Source organism: Actinomadura decatromicini, from assembly GCF_008121305.1.
Taxonomy (GTDB): domain Bacteria; phylum Actinomycetota; class Actinomycetes; order Streptosporangiales; family Streptosporangiaceae; genus Spirillospora; species Spirillospora syzygii.
Genome location: NZ_VSRQ01000001.1, coordinates 232,545 through 247,123 on the forward strand (window position 1 = coordinate 232,545; position 14,579 = coordinate 247,123).

The 14,579-nt window shown below is 72.7% G+C and carries 13 protein-coding genes; 8 read left to right on the forward strand and 5 right to left on the reverse strand.

Annotation, left to right across the window (positions count from 1 at the left end; translation table 11 throughout):
- The first annotated feature begins 3 nt into the window (after positions 1–3).
- The 7 genes from FXF68_RS01040 to FXF68_RS01070 all read left to right on the forward strand — a co-directional run bounded on the left by FXF68_RS01040 (position 4) and on the right by FXF68_RS01070 (position 7,196).
- Positions 4–327, forward strand: a complete 324-nt coding sequence (locus tag FXF68_RS01040) for a phosphopantetheine-binding protein (RefSeq protein ID WP_222869749.1) — start codon at positions 4–6, stop codon at positions 325–327.
- The gene (locus FXF68_RS01045; RefSeq protein ID WP_148756933.1) at positions 324–1,475 is read left to right on the forward strand and encodes an acyl-CoA dehydrogenase family protein; all 1,152 of its coding nucleotides are present in this window, start codon (positions 324–326) and stop codon (positions 1,473–1,475) included. The genes FXF68_RS01040 and FXF68_RS01045 overlap by 4 nt, the downstream gene beginning before the upstream one ends.
- Positions 1,468–2,649: an acyl-CoA dehydrogenase family protein gene (locus tag FXF68_RS01050; protein ID WP_222869750.1), complete on the forward strand. Its 1,182-nt coding sequence runs from the start codon at positions 1,468–1,470 to the stop codon at positions 2,647–2,649. The genes FXF68_RS01045 and FXF68_RS01050 overlap by 8 nt, the downstream gene beginning before the upstream one ends.
- Positions 2,631–3,560, forward strand: a complete 930-nt coding sequence (locus tag FXF68_RS01055; protein ID WP_148756934.1) for a hypothetical protein — start codon at positions 2,631–2,633, stop codon at positions 3,558–3,560. Before FXF68_RS01050 ends, FXF68_RS01055 begins: the two co-directional genes overlap by 19 nt.
- A complete protein-coding gene (locus FXF68_RS01060; protein WP_148756935.1) occupies positions 3,557–5,164 on the forward strand; it encodes an amino acid adenylation domain-containing protein in 1,608 nt (535 codons plus the stop codon). The genes FXF68_RS01055 and FXF68_RS01060 overlap by 4 nt, the downstream gene beginning before the upstream one ends.
- Positions 5,165–5,234: 70 nt before the next feature.
- The gene (locus FXF68_RS01065) at positions 5,235–6,296 is read left to right on the forward strand and encodes an SAM-dependent methyltransferase (RefSeq protein WP_246178143.1); all 1,062 of its coding nucleotides are present in this window, start codon (positions 5,235–5,237) and stop codon (positions 6,294–6,296) included.
- Between the two features lie 3 nt (positions 6,297–6,299).
- The gene (locus FXF68_RS01070; RefSeq protein ID WP_222868807.1) at positions 6,300–7,196 is read left to right on the forward strand and encodes an LLM class flavin-dependent oxidoreductase; all 897 of its coding nucleotides are present in this window, start codon (positions 6,300–6,302) and stop codon (positions 7,194–7,196) included.
- Positions 7,197–7,259: 63 nt separating this feature from the next.
- On the opposite strand, the gene FXF68_RS01075 is transcribed toward FXF68_RS01070, so the two are convergent.
- On the reverse strand, positions 7,260–9,068 hold the full coding sequence (locus FXF68_RS01075) for a gamma-glutamyltransferase family protein (protein WP_246178145.1): 1,809 nt from the start codon (positions 9,066–9,068) through the stop codon (positions 7,260–7,262).
- A 155-nt stretch (positions 9,069–9,223) separates the two neighbouring features.
- On the opposite strand from FXF68_RS01075, the gene FXF68_RS01080 reads away from it, so the two are divergent.
- Positions 9,224–9,565: a Rid family hydrolase gene (locus FXF68_RS01080; protein ID WP_281292144.1), complete on the forward strand. Its 342-nt coding sequence runs from the start codon at positions 9,224–9,226 to the stop codon at positions 9,563–9,565.
- A 74-nt stretch (positions 9,566–9,639) separates the two neighbouring features.
- Here FXF68_RS01080 and FXF68_RS01085 read toward each other — a convergent pair whose 3' ends face one another.
- The 4 genes from FXF68_RS01085 to FXF68_RS01100 form a co-directional block, all read right to left on the reverse strand.
- Positions 9,640–10,530 carry an L-tyrosine 3-hydroxylase gene (locus FXF68_RS01085; RefSeq protein ID WP_148756938.1) on the reverse strand — a complete coding sequence of 297 codons (891 nt, stop codon included), beginning with the start codon at positions 10,528–10,530 and terminating at the stop codon, positions 9,640–9,642.
- Between the two features lie 124 nt (positions 10,531–10,654).
- On the reverse strand, positions 10,655–11,137 hold the full coding sequence (locus tag FXF68_RS01090; protein ID WP_148353592.1) for a VOC family protein: 483 nt from the start codon (positions 11,135–11,137) through the stop codon (positions 10,655–10,657).
- 11 nt (positions 11,138–11,148) lie between these two features.
- Complete coding sequence (locus tag FXF68_RS01095; protein ID WP_187437644.1) at positions 11,149–12,000, reverse strand: aspartyl/asparaginyl beta-hydroxylase domain-containing protein; 852 nt, start codon at positions 11,998–12,000, stop codon at positions 11,149–11,151.
- 37 nt (positions 12,001–12,037) lie between these two features.
- Complete coding sequence (locus FXF68_RS01100) at positions 12,038–14,395, reverse strand: lantibiotic dehydratase (protein ID WP_246178150.1); 2,358 nt, start codon at positions 14,393–14,395, stop codon at positions 12,038–12,040.
- Positions 14,396–14,579 lie beyond the last annotated feature (184 nt).

Below are 14,579 nucleotides of genomic sequence, written 5' to 3' on the forward strand. Positions count from 1 at the left end.
CCCATGGACGCCGACACCGGCACCAGCACAGACATCGGCACAGACATCGGCGCCGAGAAGCCTGCCGAGGCGGGCGCCGGGCTGGACGCCGGGTTCGCCGAGCTGCTGTCGCGCCATCTGCGCTACCTCGGCTCCGCGCCGCTCACCGGCGACGCCCGGCTGCGCGACCTCGGCCTGGACTCGATGCAGGCCATCAACCTGCTGTTCGCCATCGAGGACGCCTACGGCGTGTCGATCCCCGACGAGCTGCTGGTCGACGAGACCTTCGAGACCGGCGGCAACCTGTGGTCGGTGGTCGTCAGGCTGCGCGAGGAGGACCAGCGGTGAACCCGGCCGACCGCGACGCCGTCGAAGCGACCTGCGAGGCCGCCGAGCGGGACGCCGCCGCGGCCGACGCCACCGCCACGTTCCCGGTCGCGGCGCTCACCGCCATGCGCGACACCGGGCTGCTCGGCCTCACCGCGCCCGCCGACCACGGCGGCCGCGGCGGCGGCGTCACCGACCTGGTGGAGGCGACGATCCTGCTGGGACGCGCCGACCTGTCCGTCGCCCTGATCTTCACCATGCACTGCCAGCAGGTCATGACGCTCGCCCGGCACGCCGGGCCGCGGCTGCGCGAGCGCGTCCTGCCCCAGGTCGCCAAGGGCGCCATGTACCTGGCGTCGGTGACGACGTCGGCGGGCTCGGGCGGGCGGCTGCAGACCTCCTCGTCGCCGAGCCTGCGCGACGGCGACCTGATCCGGATCGACCGGGACGCGCCGATCGTGACGGGCGGCGCGCACGCCGACGGCTTCCTGATCACCGTGCAGACGGCGGGCGCCGCCACACCCGGCCAGGTGGACCTGGTGTTCGCCGCCCGCGACCAGCTCGACGTGCGGGTGCTCGGCGGCTGGCAGCCGCTCGGCATGCGCGCCACCGAGAGCGCGCCGATGCGGCTGACCGGCGCGGTTCCGGCCTGGCAGACGGTCGGCGAGCCCGGCGGCTTCCCGGCGATCGCTGCGGGCCTGTTCGCCCCGCTGGCGCACGTCGGCTGGGCCGCCGCCTGGCTCGGCACCGCGGCGGGTGCGCTCAGCAGGGTCGTGCGGCACCTGCGCGGGCCCGGACGGTCGGCGGCGGGACCGCCGGGCGAACTCGCCCGCGCGCACCTGGCCACGGTCCGCGGCCGCCTCGACGTGGTCAACGCGTTGCTCCGGCACACCGCCGCCGTCTTGGACTCGGTCGGCGATCTCAGCGCGCCGCCCGTCCAGCTCTTGGTCAACACACTCAAGGTGCGGGCCTCGCAGGAGTGCTATCAGGCAGTCGACGAGCTGATCGACGTGGCCGGGCTCAAGCACGGGTACATGGCGGGATCCGCCCTCGGGCTGGAGCGCGCGCTGCGCGACCTGCGCTCGGCGTCGCTCAACTACAGCAACGACCGCCTCACGCTGGCCAACGGATCACTGGCCCTGATGGACTCGCAGGTCCACCTTGTCTGAACGCCCGGCGTCCGGACACGCCGACGCGTTCAGGCGCACCGTCGTCAACGCGGCGGACGCCACCGGGACACGCCCACTGTGGCGCGCTCTCGGGAAGCTCGGCGTGCTGGACGGCCTCTATGACGCGGCCGAGGTGAACACAGCCGAGGTGGACACCAAGCGGCTGGACGTCCTGCTCACCGAACTCGACGCGCGCCAGCCGCTGGGGACGGTGCTGGCGGTGTGCGTCCAGGTCGCGTCCGCCATTCCGCTGCTCCGCTCCGCCGCGCACGTCAGCCCCCTGGCGCGGACGGTCGCCGCCGAGGCGCAGCGCGGCGAGGCGGTCCTCGCCCTGGCGGCGACCGACGCGGCGGCCTCCGGCTCCGCCCTGATGAACATGGGCACTCGCGCCCGCATCGACGACGATGGCGTCACCATCAGCGGCGGGAAGGACTGGATCGCCAACGGCGGCGCCTGCGACTACGCGCTGGTGCTCGCCCGCCACCGCCCGGCCCGCCATTTCACCAGTTTCTGCTGGACGCTGGTCCCGGCCCGGCATCCCGGAGTGCGCCGCGAGCGGGCCGCCACCCGGCACTTCGCCGGCGCGGACGTCGCCCACCTGCGCTTCGCCGACGTCCGGCTGGACCGTGCGCACGTGATCGGCAGGCCGGGCCGGGCACTGGCCGAGTTCGCCCGGCACATCGGCGCCGAGCGGCTGGCGGGCGCGCTGTGGGCCCGCGCCCTGTGCCGGCGCGTCCTCCGCGACACCCACCGGTACCTGTCGGAGCGACCAGCCGATGGAGGCTCGCTCTGGCACAACCAGGCCGTCCGCGAACGCTTCGCCCGGTGCCTGGTCGAATGGAGCCGCCTCGACGCCATGTGCGCCGCGCACACCGCGACCGCGCACACCGGCGGTACGTCCGCGATCACCGACGGGATGGTACTCAAAGCGGCCTACGCGCAGAGCGCCGACCGGATCCTCGGCGAGTGCGCGGACCTGCGTGGCGCCGAGGCGTTCAGCGACGGGCCGTTCGGCGACGGCGGCCTCGCCGGCCTCCGCGCGCAGGCGGCGATGTTCGGGATCGCGGGCGGCGCCACCGGCGCGATGCTCGCCGCCATCGCCGACAACGCCGCCGACCTCCTCGGCGCCGGTGCACGAGGCGAAGCGGAGGTGCCATGGCAGCGCTCGGGCTGACCTGCTACACCGCCAATCTGCACCGCTACCTTGACGCCGAGTGGGACGCGGACCGGCTGATCGCGTCCTCGATCCGGCTCTCGGTGCGCGCGGACGGCGACCGGCTCGCCTTCTCCCACCACGCGCCGCCGCTGGACCGGCTGCCGGACGGCTCGCTCCTGCGGTACCGCGGCACACACTCCGTCCCGCCCGCATTGCCGCACCTGGAGGCCGAGCTGAAGCGGCACGGCCGGACCCTCGTCGTCACCGACGGCGCCAGGCTGCCCTGGTCGGTGACCTACGGCGGGCGGCCCGCCCCGCACTGGCTGCTGATCGACGGACACCAGGCCGACTCCTGGCACGCCGTCGACGAGTTCACGGCCCTGCTGCCCGACGGCAGCCGGCAGCACGCCCACCGAGGCTGGCTGAGCACCGCCGAGTTGTCCACGGCCATGGCGGTGCCGCCGTCCTGGACTCCCGAGCAGCACCGCCGCAACACGCTGGCCTTCGGCTCACCGGTCCCGGTGCCCGCGGCGGCGGCGCTGTGGCTGCACCGGAGTCCCGGCACCTCTGGCCCGGCGCGATCCACCGACGCCGAAGGCTGGCTGACCGGCGACGACACGGTCCTCCCCTTCCTCGCGAACCGGCTGAGCGGGGACGGCGCGCTCCTCTCCCGCCACCTGGAAGACCTCTGGGCCGCTGCGGGTCACCGATGCTTCGCCTGCCGCCACCGGCTCGCCGCAGAACCCGACGATGACACACGGCAGGAGCTAGAGGCGACGCTCGCGCGCTGGGAACGGCTGCCCCAGACGCTGAGGATCGCGACCGAATCCGCCGACCGCGGCCGACCACGCCTCAGCCTGATCCGCGCGTCCCTGACGGGCCTGCTCCACATGCCGGACGACGAACAGGCACCAGAGGGAGCACGATGACCGCCGAAGCCGTACCGGCCACCCTCGACGCCTGGTTCACACGGACGGCGCACCGGTTCGCCGACGCCTGCGCGCTGGAGGTCGGCGGCGTCGGCCTCACCTACGGGCAGTTGGCCGGACTCGCCGAGCACGTCGCCGCACGCATCAGGGCGGTGGCGACGCCCACCACTGTTGCGCTGGTCGCCTCTCGCAGCGTGGCCGCCTATGCGGGCTACCTGGCGACACTGCGGGCCGGTGCGGCGGTGGTCCCGCTGAGCCTCGACGCCCCGTCCGGCCGGTGTGCCGCGATGTGCCGCGCGGCGGGTGTCGGCGCCGTGATCGTCGACGCCCGCGGAGCCGGCGCGGGCGGCGAGGTCGCGCGCGCCCTCGATGTGCCCGTCGTCGACTTGACCGGTGAGCGCTGGTGGGACCGCGTCCCGGCCGCCGCCGACGCCACCGCCGCGTCCGGAACGGGGCCCGACGACTTGGCCTACGTCCTGTTCACGTCCGGGTCGACCGGGCGTCCGAAGGGCGTGCCGATCCGCCACCGCCAGCTCGCCGACTACCTCGCCCACTCCACGCGAAGGTATGAGATCGCGCCCGGCTGCCGCGTCTCCCAGACCTTCGAGCTGTCCTTCGACCCGTCGGTCTTCGACATGTTCGTCACCTGGGCGGGAGGCGGCACGCTGGTGGTCCCGCAGCGCGAGGAGATCCTCACCCCGGCACGGTTCGTCACCGAGCGGCGGGTGACCCACTGGTTCTCGGTGCCCTCGGTGATCTCGCTCGCCCGTCGGCTGCGCGGGCTGCCCGCGGCGAGCATGCCGGAGCTGCGCTGGAGCCTGTTCGCCGGCGAACAACTGACGCTCGCCCAGGCCGCGGTCTGGGCGGACGCGGCACCGCGGTCCGTCGTCGAGAACCTCTACGGCCCGACCGAGGCGACCATCACCTGCACCGGCTACCGGCTACCGGCCGACCGCGCCCGATGGCCCTCGACGGTCAACGGCACGGTGCCGATCGGCCGGGCCCATCCGCACCTTGAGGTCGTCGTCCACGATGGCGAGGGCGCGGCCGGCGAAGGCGAGTTGTGGGTGCGCGGATCGCAGCGCTTCACCGGCTACCTCGACCCCGCCGACGACGCCGGAGCCTTCGCGCCCGGCACCGCGCCCGGCACCGCGCCCGGCGACGCCGCGTGGTACCGCACCGGCGACCGCGTCCACTGGCAGGACGGCGAGCTCGTCCATCTCGGCCGGACCGACGACCAGGTCAAGATCGCCGGCTTTCGCGTCGAGCCCGGCGAGGTCGAGGGCGTGCTCCGAGCCTGCCCAGGAGTGCACGACGTCGCGGTCGTGGCTGTCGCGGCCGACGACGCCGCGGGCGGACGTCTCGAACTGCACGCGGCCTACACCGGCGAGCGCCGCGGCGAGGACGAGCTGACCGAGCACGTCCGGCACCGGCTGCCCGCGTACATGGTGCCGGTGCGGCTGCACCACCTGCCGCGCCTGCCGGTGAATCCCAACGGCAAGGTCGACCGGCTCCGCCTGCGCGAGGTCTGCGCGGCGGCGGCCCGGCCCGGCGGAGCCGCAGCCTCCGCGGCTGTAGGCGATGTGTATCCGCCGTCACGATGATCGTGGTCAGCGGCGTCGCGCCGTCGCCGGGTGGTGCGACGGCGGACTCCGATTCCAGAAAGGAGTCGACGTGTCCGTCACCGACCGGGCTTCACCGGAGGTCGTCGAACTGTGGGACGGTGAGCGCATCAGAGGCTGGCAGGACTACCACCTCGCCGGCGTCGCCGACCTGATCAGTGCGGTGAACCTGTCCCAGTCGCTGCTGGCGCTGGTCGGCTCAGGCATGCTCGACCGGCTGCGCCAGGACGGCCCGTGCCCGCGCGACGCACTGCTCGACGGTCTCGATCCCGAGGTCGGCGCCGGTTTCCTGCGCTACCTGTCGGTCTGCGGCGTGCTGGAGGAGTTCGGCGGCGCTTACCGGCTCACCCGTCGTGGCACCATGCTGACCAGCGACATAGCGCTCGCCAGGCTCGGCTTCTACCTGGAGGCGTACGGCCCGGTCACCCGGGCGATGACCGACCTGCTCACCGGCTCGGCCCGCTACGGCGTCGACGTGACCCGGGCGCCGGCGGCGCTCGGCCGCCACTCCGGCACCGTCTCCACGATGTCCTACCTGCCGATCGTCCGCCGCGCGATGGCGGGACGGTCGGCCGCCCGACTGATCGACCTCGGCTGCGGCACCGGGTCGCTGCTGATCCAGCTCTGCCAGGCGGACCCGGAGCTGACGGGCGTCGGTCTGGACATCGCTCCAGAGGCGATCGCGGCGGCGCGGGAGACGGCCGACCGCGCCGGCGTCGGCGACCGGGCCCGGTTCGCCGTGGCCGACGCGTTCGACCCGGCGACCTGGCCGGACGGATGCGACGGCGCCGAGGTGATCTGCGGCATCGGCGTCCTGCACGAGCACTTCCGGGACGGCGACGGCCGGGTCGTGGAGCTGCTCGACCGGTACGCCGACATCCTCACCGGCGACCGCGTGCTGCTGATCGGCGAGCCGGAGGTGCGCTACGACAACCGGGAGAACGACTCCGACTTCTTCCTGGTCCACGTCCTGACGGCGCAGGGAATCCCGCGCGACCGGCAGGGCTGGCTGGCCGTGTTCGACAGGACGCGCCTCCAGTGCAGGCGGCTCTACACCAGCGCGGTCGCCGGTCCTCGCACCTGCTTCTACGAGCTGACGCCCGAGAAGGAGTGACCCGTGCGCCTCGGCGTCATGATCTTGACCGAGGAGCCGTGGCGGACGAACGCGCACCGCTGGCGCGCCGCCGAGGAACTGGGGTTCGACTCCGCCTGGACCTACGACCACCTGCACTGGCGAGGGCTGCGCGGCAGCCCGTGGTACGCCAGTCTCCCGGTGCTGGCCGCGGCGGCGGCGCTCACCGAGCGGATCACCATCGGCGTCATGGTGGCCTCACCCAACTTCCGGCATCCGGTGACGCTCGCCAAGGACGTCATGACCATCGACGACATCTCCGCCGGACGGTTCGTGCTCGGCATCGGGGCGGGCTCGCCCGACGCCGGAGACGCCGCCGCGCTCGGCACGCCCCCACTCCCGACGGGCGAGCGAGCGGCCCGGTTCGCCGAGTTCGTGGAACTGACCGACCGGCTGCTGCGCACGCCGCTGACCACCCACCGCGGGCGGTTCTACACCGTCCAGGACGCCGTGATGATCCCGGGCTGCGTGCGCGACCCTCGCGCGCCGCTGGCGATAGCGGCGAGCGGGCCCCGCGGCCTGGCGCTGGCGGCCCGGTACGCGGACGCCTGGGTGACCATGGGCCCGACGGACTGGTCGCGTACCCACGAACCCGCCGGATGCCTGGCGGCGGCAACCGAGCAGATGGCCCGGTTCCGGACGGCGTGCGCGCGGGCGGGCCGCGATCCCGGCGACCTCGACCGGATCTTCGTCAGCACCGGCTGGGCGGGCGACCCGCTCGCCTCCCCGAAGGCGTGCCTGGAGATGGCCGAGCGCTACGCCGCGGCGGGCTTCACCGACCTGATCGTCCACTGGCCCCGCCCGTCGGGCGTCTACGCGGGCGACCCGGCGATGCTGGACCGCATCGCCGAGGAGGTGCTACCGCAGATCCACCGGCTCTGAGCCACCCGCGCACGGCGCTCCATGCACACGGCGCTCCATGCGCACGTCTTACATGCGCACGTCTTACATGCACACGGCGTAGGCCTGCCGTCCGCGAGGGCCCGCCGCGGCGCGGACCGTCCCGCCGTCCCGGTCGACGCCCGCGACGCACGTCTTACTGCCCAGCGACAGTTCCGGCACCACCTGGACGTCGTGGCCGCGCCGCCGCAGATCTTCCACGGTCTCCGGCGCGGTGCCCGCCTCCACGACCAGGACTCCGGGACGGCACGCCCGGGGCGTGAACGACGAGGAGAAATGGTCGCTGTGAAACAGCGGCACCTCCGTAGCGGATTGCCAGTCCAGGCCGAACTCGGTGATGGCGAGGAAAGTCTGGAGCGTCCACACGTCCTGCCGGTCTCCGCCGGGCGTCCCGAAGGCGAGGAAGGGTTCGCCGTCGCGCTGCACCACGGTCGGGCTGAGCGTGGTCCGGGGCCGCTTGCCCGGGGCCAGGCCGTTGGGATGCCCGTCGAGCAGCCACATCGACTGCGCCCGGGTGCCGAGAGGGAATCCGAGGCCCGGGATCACCGGCGAGCTCTTCAGCCATCCTCCGCTCGGGACGGCCGCCACCAGATTGCCGTGCCCGTCGGCGACGGCGACCGTGCACGTGTCGCCGGGACGGGTGGTGGCCGCGAGGACGATGGTCGGCATGCCGCTCTGCAGCTGGAACATCCAGTCCTCCAGCTCCGGCATGGGCGTGTCTTGGACCGGCCGCGGCATCCACGACGAGCGGCCGCCGGGCGTGCCGGGCTGCGGGTCGCGGGCCGCGCCGTCACCGATCAGCTTCCGCCGTGCCGCGTTGTAGTCGGGACCGAGCAGGTCGTCCATCGGGACGGCCACATGGTCGGGATCGCCGTACCAGGCCTCCCGGTCGGCGAAGGCGAGCTTGGCCGCCTCGGCCAGGGTGTGCACGTACGCGCCGCTGCCTCGGCCAAGGGCGCCAAGGTCGATGCCGTCCAGCAGTGCTAGTTGCTGCGCGAAGACGGGGCCCTGCGACCAGGGCCCGGTCTTGTGCACCAAGTACGGGCCGTAGGTGAAACTCGTCGGCGTCTCGACGGGCGCCCGCCAGGACGCCAGATCGTCGGCGCACAGCAGCCCGCGGTGCCGCCGTCCCGTCGCGTCCAGCACCTCGCGGCCTTGGGCGAACTCGCCGATCGCCGCCGCTACGAATCCCTGGTAGAACGCCGCGTGCGCCGCCTCCAACTGGGCGTCGCGGTCGGCCGACACCGATTCGGCGTGGCGGAGGATGCGCCGCATCGTCTCGGCCAGCGCCCGGTTGCGGACCACCGTGCCCGCGGCGGGCGGTGTGCCGTCCGCGTTCAGGTAGGTGCGACCGGACTCCGGCCACGCGTTCTGGAACAGCGGCGCCAGAGCGCCGATGGCCCGCGCGGCGTCGGGCACCAGCGGATGACCGCGCTCGGCGTAGCCGATCGCGTGTTCCAGGACGTCCGCGAGCCGCGCCGTGCCGTGGTCGAGCAGGAGGCGCAGCCATGCGCCGAAGGCGCCGGGAACGCAGGCGGGCAGCAATCCTGACCCTGGGATGCTGCGCAGGCCGAGCGCCTGGAAGCGCTCGATCGTCGCGGCGGCCGGTGTCGGGCCCTGCCCGCAGATGACCGTGGTGGTACCGGTGCCGGCCCGGTGGGCGACGATGGACACGTCGCCGCCAAGCCCGTTGGAGTGCGGCTCGACCACGGTCAGGACGAAGCCCGCCGCGACCGCCGCGTCGAAGGCGTTGCCGCCCCGGTCGAGGACGGCCATGCCCGCCGCCGAGGCGAGCCAGTGCGTCGTGGAGACCGCGCCGCGTGTTCCGATCAGTTCGGGACGGATGACGGACACAAGCTCCCCTTTCCCTTCGGCCGGAACGTCGTCCGCGCCGCCGCGGAGCGAGCCTCCGCCAAGCGGCGGTGGACCTGTAGACTCGGCTCATCGACCGGCAATCGCGACACGGCGCTGACCGCACGCTCATCTCCGACCAGAGCCCGGCGGAGCGGATCTTCGGTTTCTCCCGCGCGGTGCGGGTGGGCGGTTTCATCAGCGTCGCCGGCACGACGGCCATGGCGCCGGACGGCCCGGTCGGCGGAGCCGACATGGCCGAGCAGGCCAGGGAGGTCCTGCGCCGGATCGCCTCCGCACTGGAGCGGGCCGGAGCGGGCATGCCCGACGTCGTGCGCAGCCGGGTGTTCGTCACCGACATCAGCGCCTGGCGGCAGGTGGGCGAGGTGCACCGCGAGGTGTTCGCCCCGATCCTGCCCGCCGCCACGATCGTGGAGGTGTCGGCGCTGTTCGACCCGCGCCTGCTGATCGAGATCGAGGTGGACGCGATCGTCGCGTGACCGCGCGGCGCGGCGTTGACGGGCTGCGAGTCGGGCAGCGAGTCGCCGACCGGCGGCGCGGTGGTGACCCGGCATCAGCCGAGGCCGACCGGGCGCGCACCGGTCACCGCGGACGGCATCCGGACGTCGGAGCCGGCGACCTCGTCCAGGATGCCGATGATGCCGTCCTCGCAGGCGGCCACCTCCGCGAACCACGGCTCCCCGATGCGGTCCGGGGCGCCGTGGCCTTCGGGATGCAGGCCGTTGACGGCGCAGTCGCGGACGATCGCCACCAGCCGGCGCTGCAGCTGGGCCGTCACGTCGTGCTGAGTGACGGCGCCGCGCAAGGTCAGGAAGTAGTTGTCGTAGAGCAGTTGCAGCACGCGCAGGTCCCCCGATCGGAAGGCGGAGCGCCGCAGGAGCGACTGCCCGTCGGGCACCAGCCGGGCCGCGATCACCTCGTGCACCAGCCGCTGCACCCTGATCGCCTCCACCAACTCCCGGGCCTCCACCGTCTCGGTGAGCGCGGTGCGCCGACCGCGCAGCAGATCCTTGATCGGCCAGTAGTCGGGAGCCCAACTGCCGCTGAAGGACGGATGCCGCAACCTCATGCTCGGCCGGATCATGTCCTCATACAGGCCGCGCGGGCAGGTCGCGGTGTACAGGAGCATGGCGCAGTAGCCGCGGACGTAGTTCCGCACCGAGACCAGCATCGAGTCCACCTCGTCCTGTGAACGGGAGCCCGCCGGATGCGAGGACGCGTCGTGGACGAGCTGCCCGATCAGCCGCCACAGGATGAAGCTGACCTGATGCCCGGTGATCCACCGAAACCAGAAGAGTTCCTCCGCTCCGGGGACGGCCTCGGCCCCTTCGGCCCCGTCGGCCCCGTCGCCCTGGTCGGCCGGTTCCGCCGCCAGGCCGAACCGCTCGATGAGCGAGCCGCGCACGGGACCCGGCCCGGCGGCACCCGCGTCGGGGTCCTCCACCGGTGGATGCCAGGCGCCGGGCGGCGGGAGCGTCAGGGGCTCCAAGCCGAAGGGGCGACCACCGAAGTCCCAGCGCCGCGGTGACGGACGGCCCGCCAGGACGGGCCACGGAGCATGGTCATGGCTAGGCCGCTCGCGGGACATGAGTGAACTCGAATTCCAAGCCGTTGACGTCGAATGTGTAGAAACTGCTGACGCCGTCGTCGACGACGATGGGGCTGGGTGGGTCCTTCACCGCGAAATCGAAGCGGCCCGATTCGAACAGGTCGATCCAGTGCCGTCGTATCGTCACCAGATCCTGTGGGTCGCTCACGGCGAGGCAGAGGTGCTGGTACTGGGTGACGCTCTCGCCCGGTGCCGGTGCCGGGCGCCCTTCGCGTTCGAACAGGTGGATCCGCACGGTGCCGACCGTCATCTCCACCAGCCGCCTGATGCCGGGCAACCGGCCGTTGGTCAGGTCGGAGAAGATCTCCTGCGTGAAGGTCGGGCGGGCGCCGAAGAACGCCTCGTACCACTTCTGGGAGTTCTCCAGGTCATTCGTCTGGACGGCGATGTGATGGAACACCGGAAGGGGCTCGGGGAAGGGATGTGCTTTCTGGTTGGACATGCGAGTCGGCCTCACTCATTCCTTTCCAGGGCGCACACTTTGTACAGCTCCTCGATCCGTGCGCCGACGGCCGGGTCTTCGGCGTCCCGGGCGATCTCGCTCATCGCGTCCCAGGCGAACCGCTCGCCGCCGTCCGCCCGGTAGCTCTTGCGGATCACGATGCCGAACACCTCGTTCAGGTTCTCGAGGTCGACGACTCCGGCGAGCGCGCGGATCGCCGTCCGCTGCTCGTCGGTGAGCTTCGGCCGGTGCACCAGGTTCGGTTCGGGGATGCCCTGGACCGGGTTCCGCTCGATCCGCAGCAGCGCGTCATCGGGCAGGTCCGCGAAGTCCATGATCAGGTGCACCCGGCGAATGTCGGACAGCACCGCGGCGCTGTGCATTCTGGAGACGTCCAAGGACCACAGCTCACCGGGGAACATCCGGTAGACGGTGCCGTCCTCCATGAACAGGCAGGTCTCGTCGGTGGTCAGCGGGACGTGCAGCCGGTGCGCCGCGCGCGCCGCGGTCGGTTTGTCGGTGAACTCCAGGAAGTCGCGGTGCGGGAGCAGCACGGCATCGGTCATCACCACCAGCCGCGCGAAGCGCAGGTGCTCGACGACGACCGACTCCTCGATCAACTGCCGCAGATACGGCAGCCGTTTCCCGTAGACCGTCGGCTGCGCCGGCAGGCTGGTGTCGTAATGGGCGATGACGCCGTCGCCGACCTCCCCGCCGCACGACCAGATCATGCAGGTCTTCCACGGCTGGCCGCTCTGGAATTCAGGGTATTGCTCGGCGTAGTGGAAATCCCTGCCGAGTTCCAGCTCGTCCTGAACGCGAGACCGGTCGATCGAGATCCGCCCCAGCATTTGGGTACGCATGGTCATTCCCTCCCGGTCAACGCGCCACACGACATGCTCAGTGGCGCTCGTATGCGGCTGATACATCGGCGGTACGGTCGACTGTGTCGGCGTATGCGGGATCGGTCACCTGCAGCCGCAGTTCTCCGAAATAGGTGCGGCCCTCCTGGTCGGGCACCCAGGTCTGCTCCTGTGTCGGCAGCATCTCGCTGACGGCGACCTGGGTGCGTTCGCCGTGCGCGGCGGCCGCCGCGCGGACCGCGGAGCCGAACGAGGCGACGAAGGCGGGGCTGGTGAAGTCCACGTACACCGGCTTGCTCTCGGTGGCGATCTTCGCGAAGCACCGGTCGGGCAGTCCGTGCTCGGCCACCAGCCGGCGCCCGGCCAGGTACTGGCCGGGTTCGTCGCCGCGCACGGTGAGCCCGCCGAGTTGCGCGGCGGTCATGCGCCAGGTCTCCCGCGTGACCACGAGCCGGTCGACGGTCACCCGCGGCGTGTGCGGACCTTGCGTCACGCCTTTGAACGCGTCGGCGACGACCGTGGACAAGAACATCCCGAACAGCTCGATCGCGGGCACCCGTTCCCCGGTCGGCAGTGTGGCGACCGGCCGGCCGTCCACGACCTCGACGGTGACGGCCTCGGTCGGGACCAGCCGGTGGGTATCGACGCCGCCGGTGCGGGTGAAGGCGATGTTCCAGTCGTCCGGCGCGGGCTCGGCGTACACCAGCCGTCCCGCGTACTTGGACCAGGTGAGCGGCAGCAACGGCACCATCCGGGGACGGCCGAAGTCCCGCACCATCGCCTCCAGCATCCGGCCGGGCTCGGCCTTGGGCCAGTTCACGGCCCGGTCGCACAGCGTTCCGCTGGCCACGTGCAGCTCGCCGAGCACCACCAGGTAGTCGCCGCGGTTGACGTTCTCCACCGACTCGGCGCAGATGTGCAGGTCCGGGCTGTGGACGCGTGCGGCCGACCAGCCCGGCCGATCGGCGGCGAACAACTCCGCGACCCGGCCCGCCAATCCGGCGCTCGTGCATTCGACCCTTCGCTGCGACTCGGGGAGGCGCGGCAACCCGAACAGCGTCCGCCATCGGGAGACGAGCTCCTCCAGCCCGGCGTCGACCGGCCCTGCGCCGCGGCCGGAGACCAGCTCGATCGCCGGGTACCAGATGTCGCTGAGCCGGACGGGCCCGCCCGTTCCCTTCTCCACCAGCCGCAGCAGCTCCCGTTCGTAGGCGGCCGCGATGTCGGCGGTCAGCCAGCGCGCGATCTGCATCACCAGCGCCAGTGCCGGGGCCATCGCGTCGATGACGCGGGAACCGACGGTCAGCCGCAGGTCGCGCGTGGTGTCCTCGTAGCACAGGCCGCGTCCCGCGTAGGTCTGGCCGAGGCGCTGGCGCGGTTCCCGGCCGGTCAGCGCGGTGAACTCGGCGTCCAAGGCGGCCATCGCCGGGGCGAGCGCCGCGGGATCACCGGCGGCCCCGGCCACCGCGGCGCGGGCCGCCCGCAGCCGCCGCAGCCCCTCCGATGCTCTGCGCCGCAGGCCGTCATCGCCGATCGCCGCGATGCGGTCGTCCAGGACGGTTTCGGTGTGCGGGGCCACCGGCAGGTTCGCGTCCCATCTGATCAGCTTGCGGGACGCGAGGCCGGCCAGGAGTTGGTAGCCCTCCTCGGTCGTGCCGACCGGCGTCCGCGCGTCCGCGACCAGGTCGGCGACGATTCCGGCGGCCGGGCGCCGCCCGTCGCACCTCGTCAGGACCGCGGTCTCCCGCTCTGTCAGTGTGAGGGGATCGCGCCCCGGCCGACGCAGCAGGTCGCCGTCCAGCCAGAAGTGCGGCATCGGTGTCGGCGGAAGCTCGCGCCGCAGCTCCGGGTCCTCGGCGAGCCGCGCCCCGTAGGCGGCCAGCGCCCACGGCTCCAAGAACACGCGGCGCCGGTCGAGGAGCCGCGGGCCCGGCGTCGCGTCGAAATCCGGCACGGATGGATCAAGCGTCGCCCAGGTCAGCGGGCCGAAGAAGCCGATGGTCTCGGTCTTGGCGCAGTACCGCTGCCAGTAACGGGACAACTGCTGCTCGCGGTACCGCCACTTGCTGGTGCGCGATCCGCCCGGTCCCCGGCCCGCGATCGCGTCGAGCAGGACGACGGTGGGCGGGTTCTGCCAGGTGATCGCTTCGCGCAGCAGCGGATCGGCGCTGATGCGGCGCAACTCGGCTGAACTGGCGGCGACCGCGCGGTCGAACTCGGCAGCGAACGCGCCCGGTTCGGCGGTGCCGGCGAGGTGTGCGTCCGCGACGGCCGCGCACTGCGGGGCCGCCAGCAGGTCCAGCCCCGCGGCGGGGAATCCGGTCGTCCGCAGCAGCACCTCTCGCCACACCGTCCACGGCGTGTTCCCGAGAGGGAAGCGATGCCTCACGTCCACGGCGGCGCCCTTCCGCGTCCGGTCTGCGTTCCGAAGATGACCGGGCCGGTCCGCCGTAGCGACCCGGCCTGCCGCAAGCCTCCGGCCGCCGCCTACAGCACGGCTACAACCGCCGGCGTGTACGGGCCATATATCCGCCCTGGGAACACTGGGCGCGCGGACCGCCGTGGAGCGGGCCGCGAGG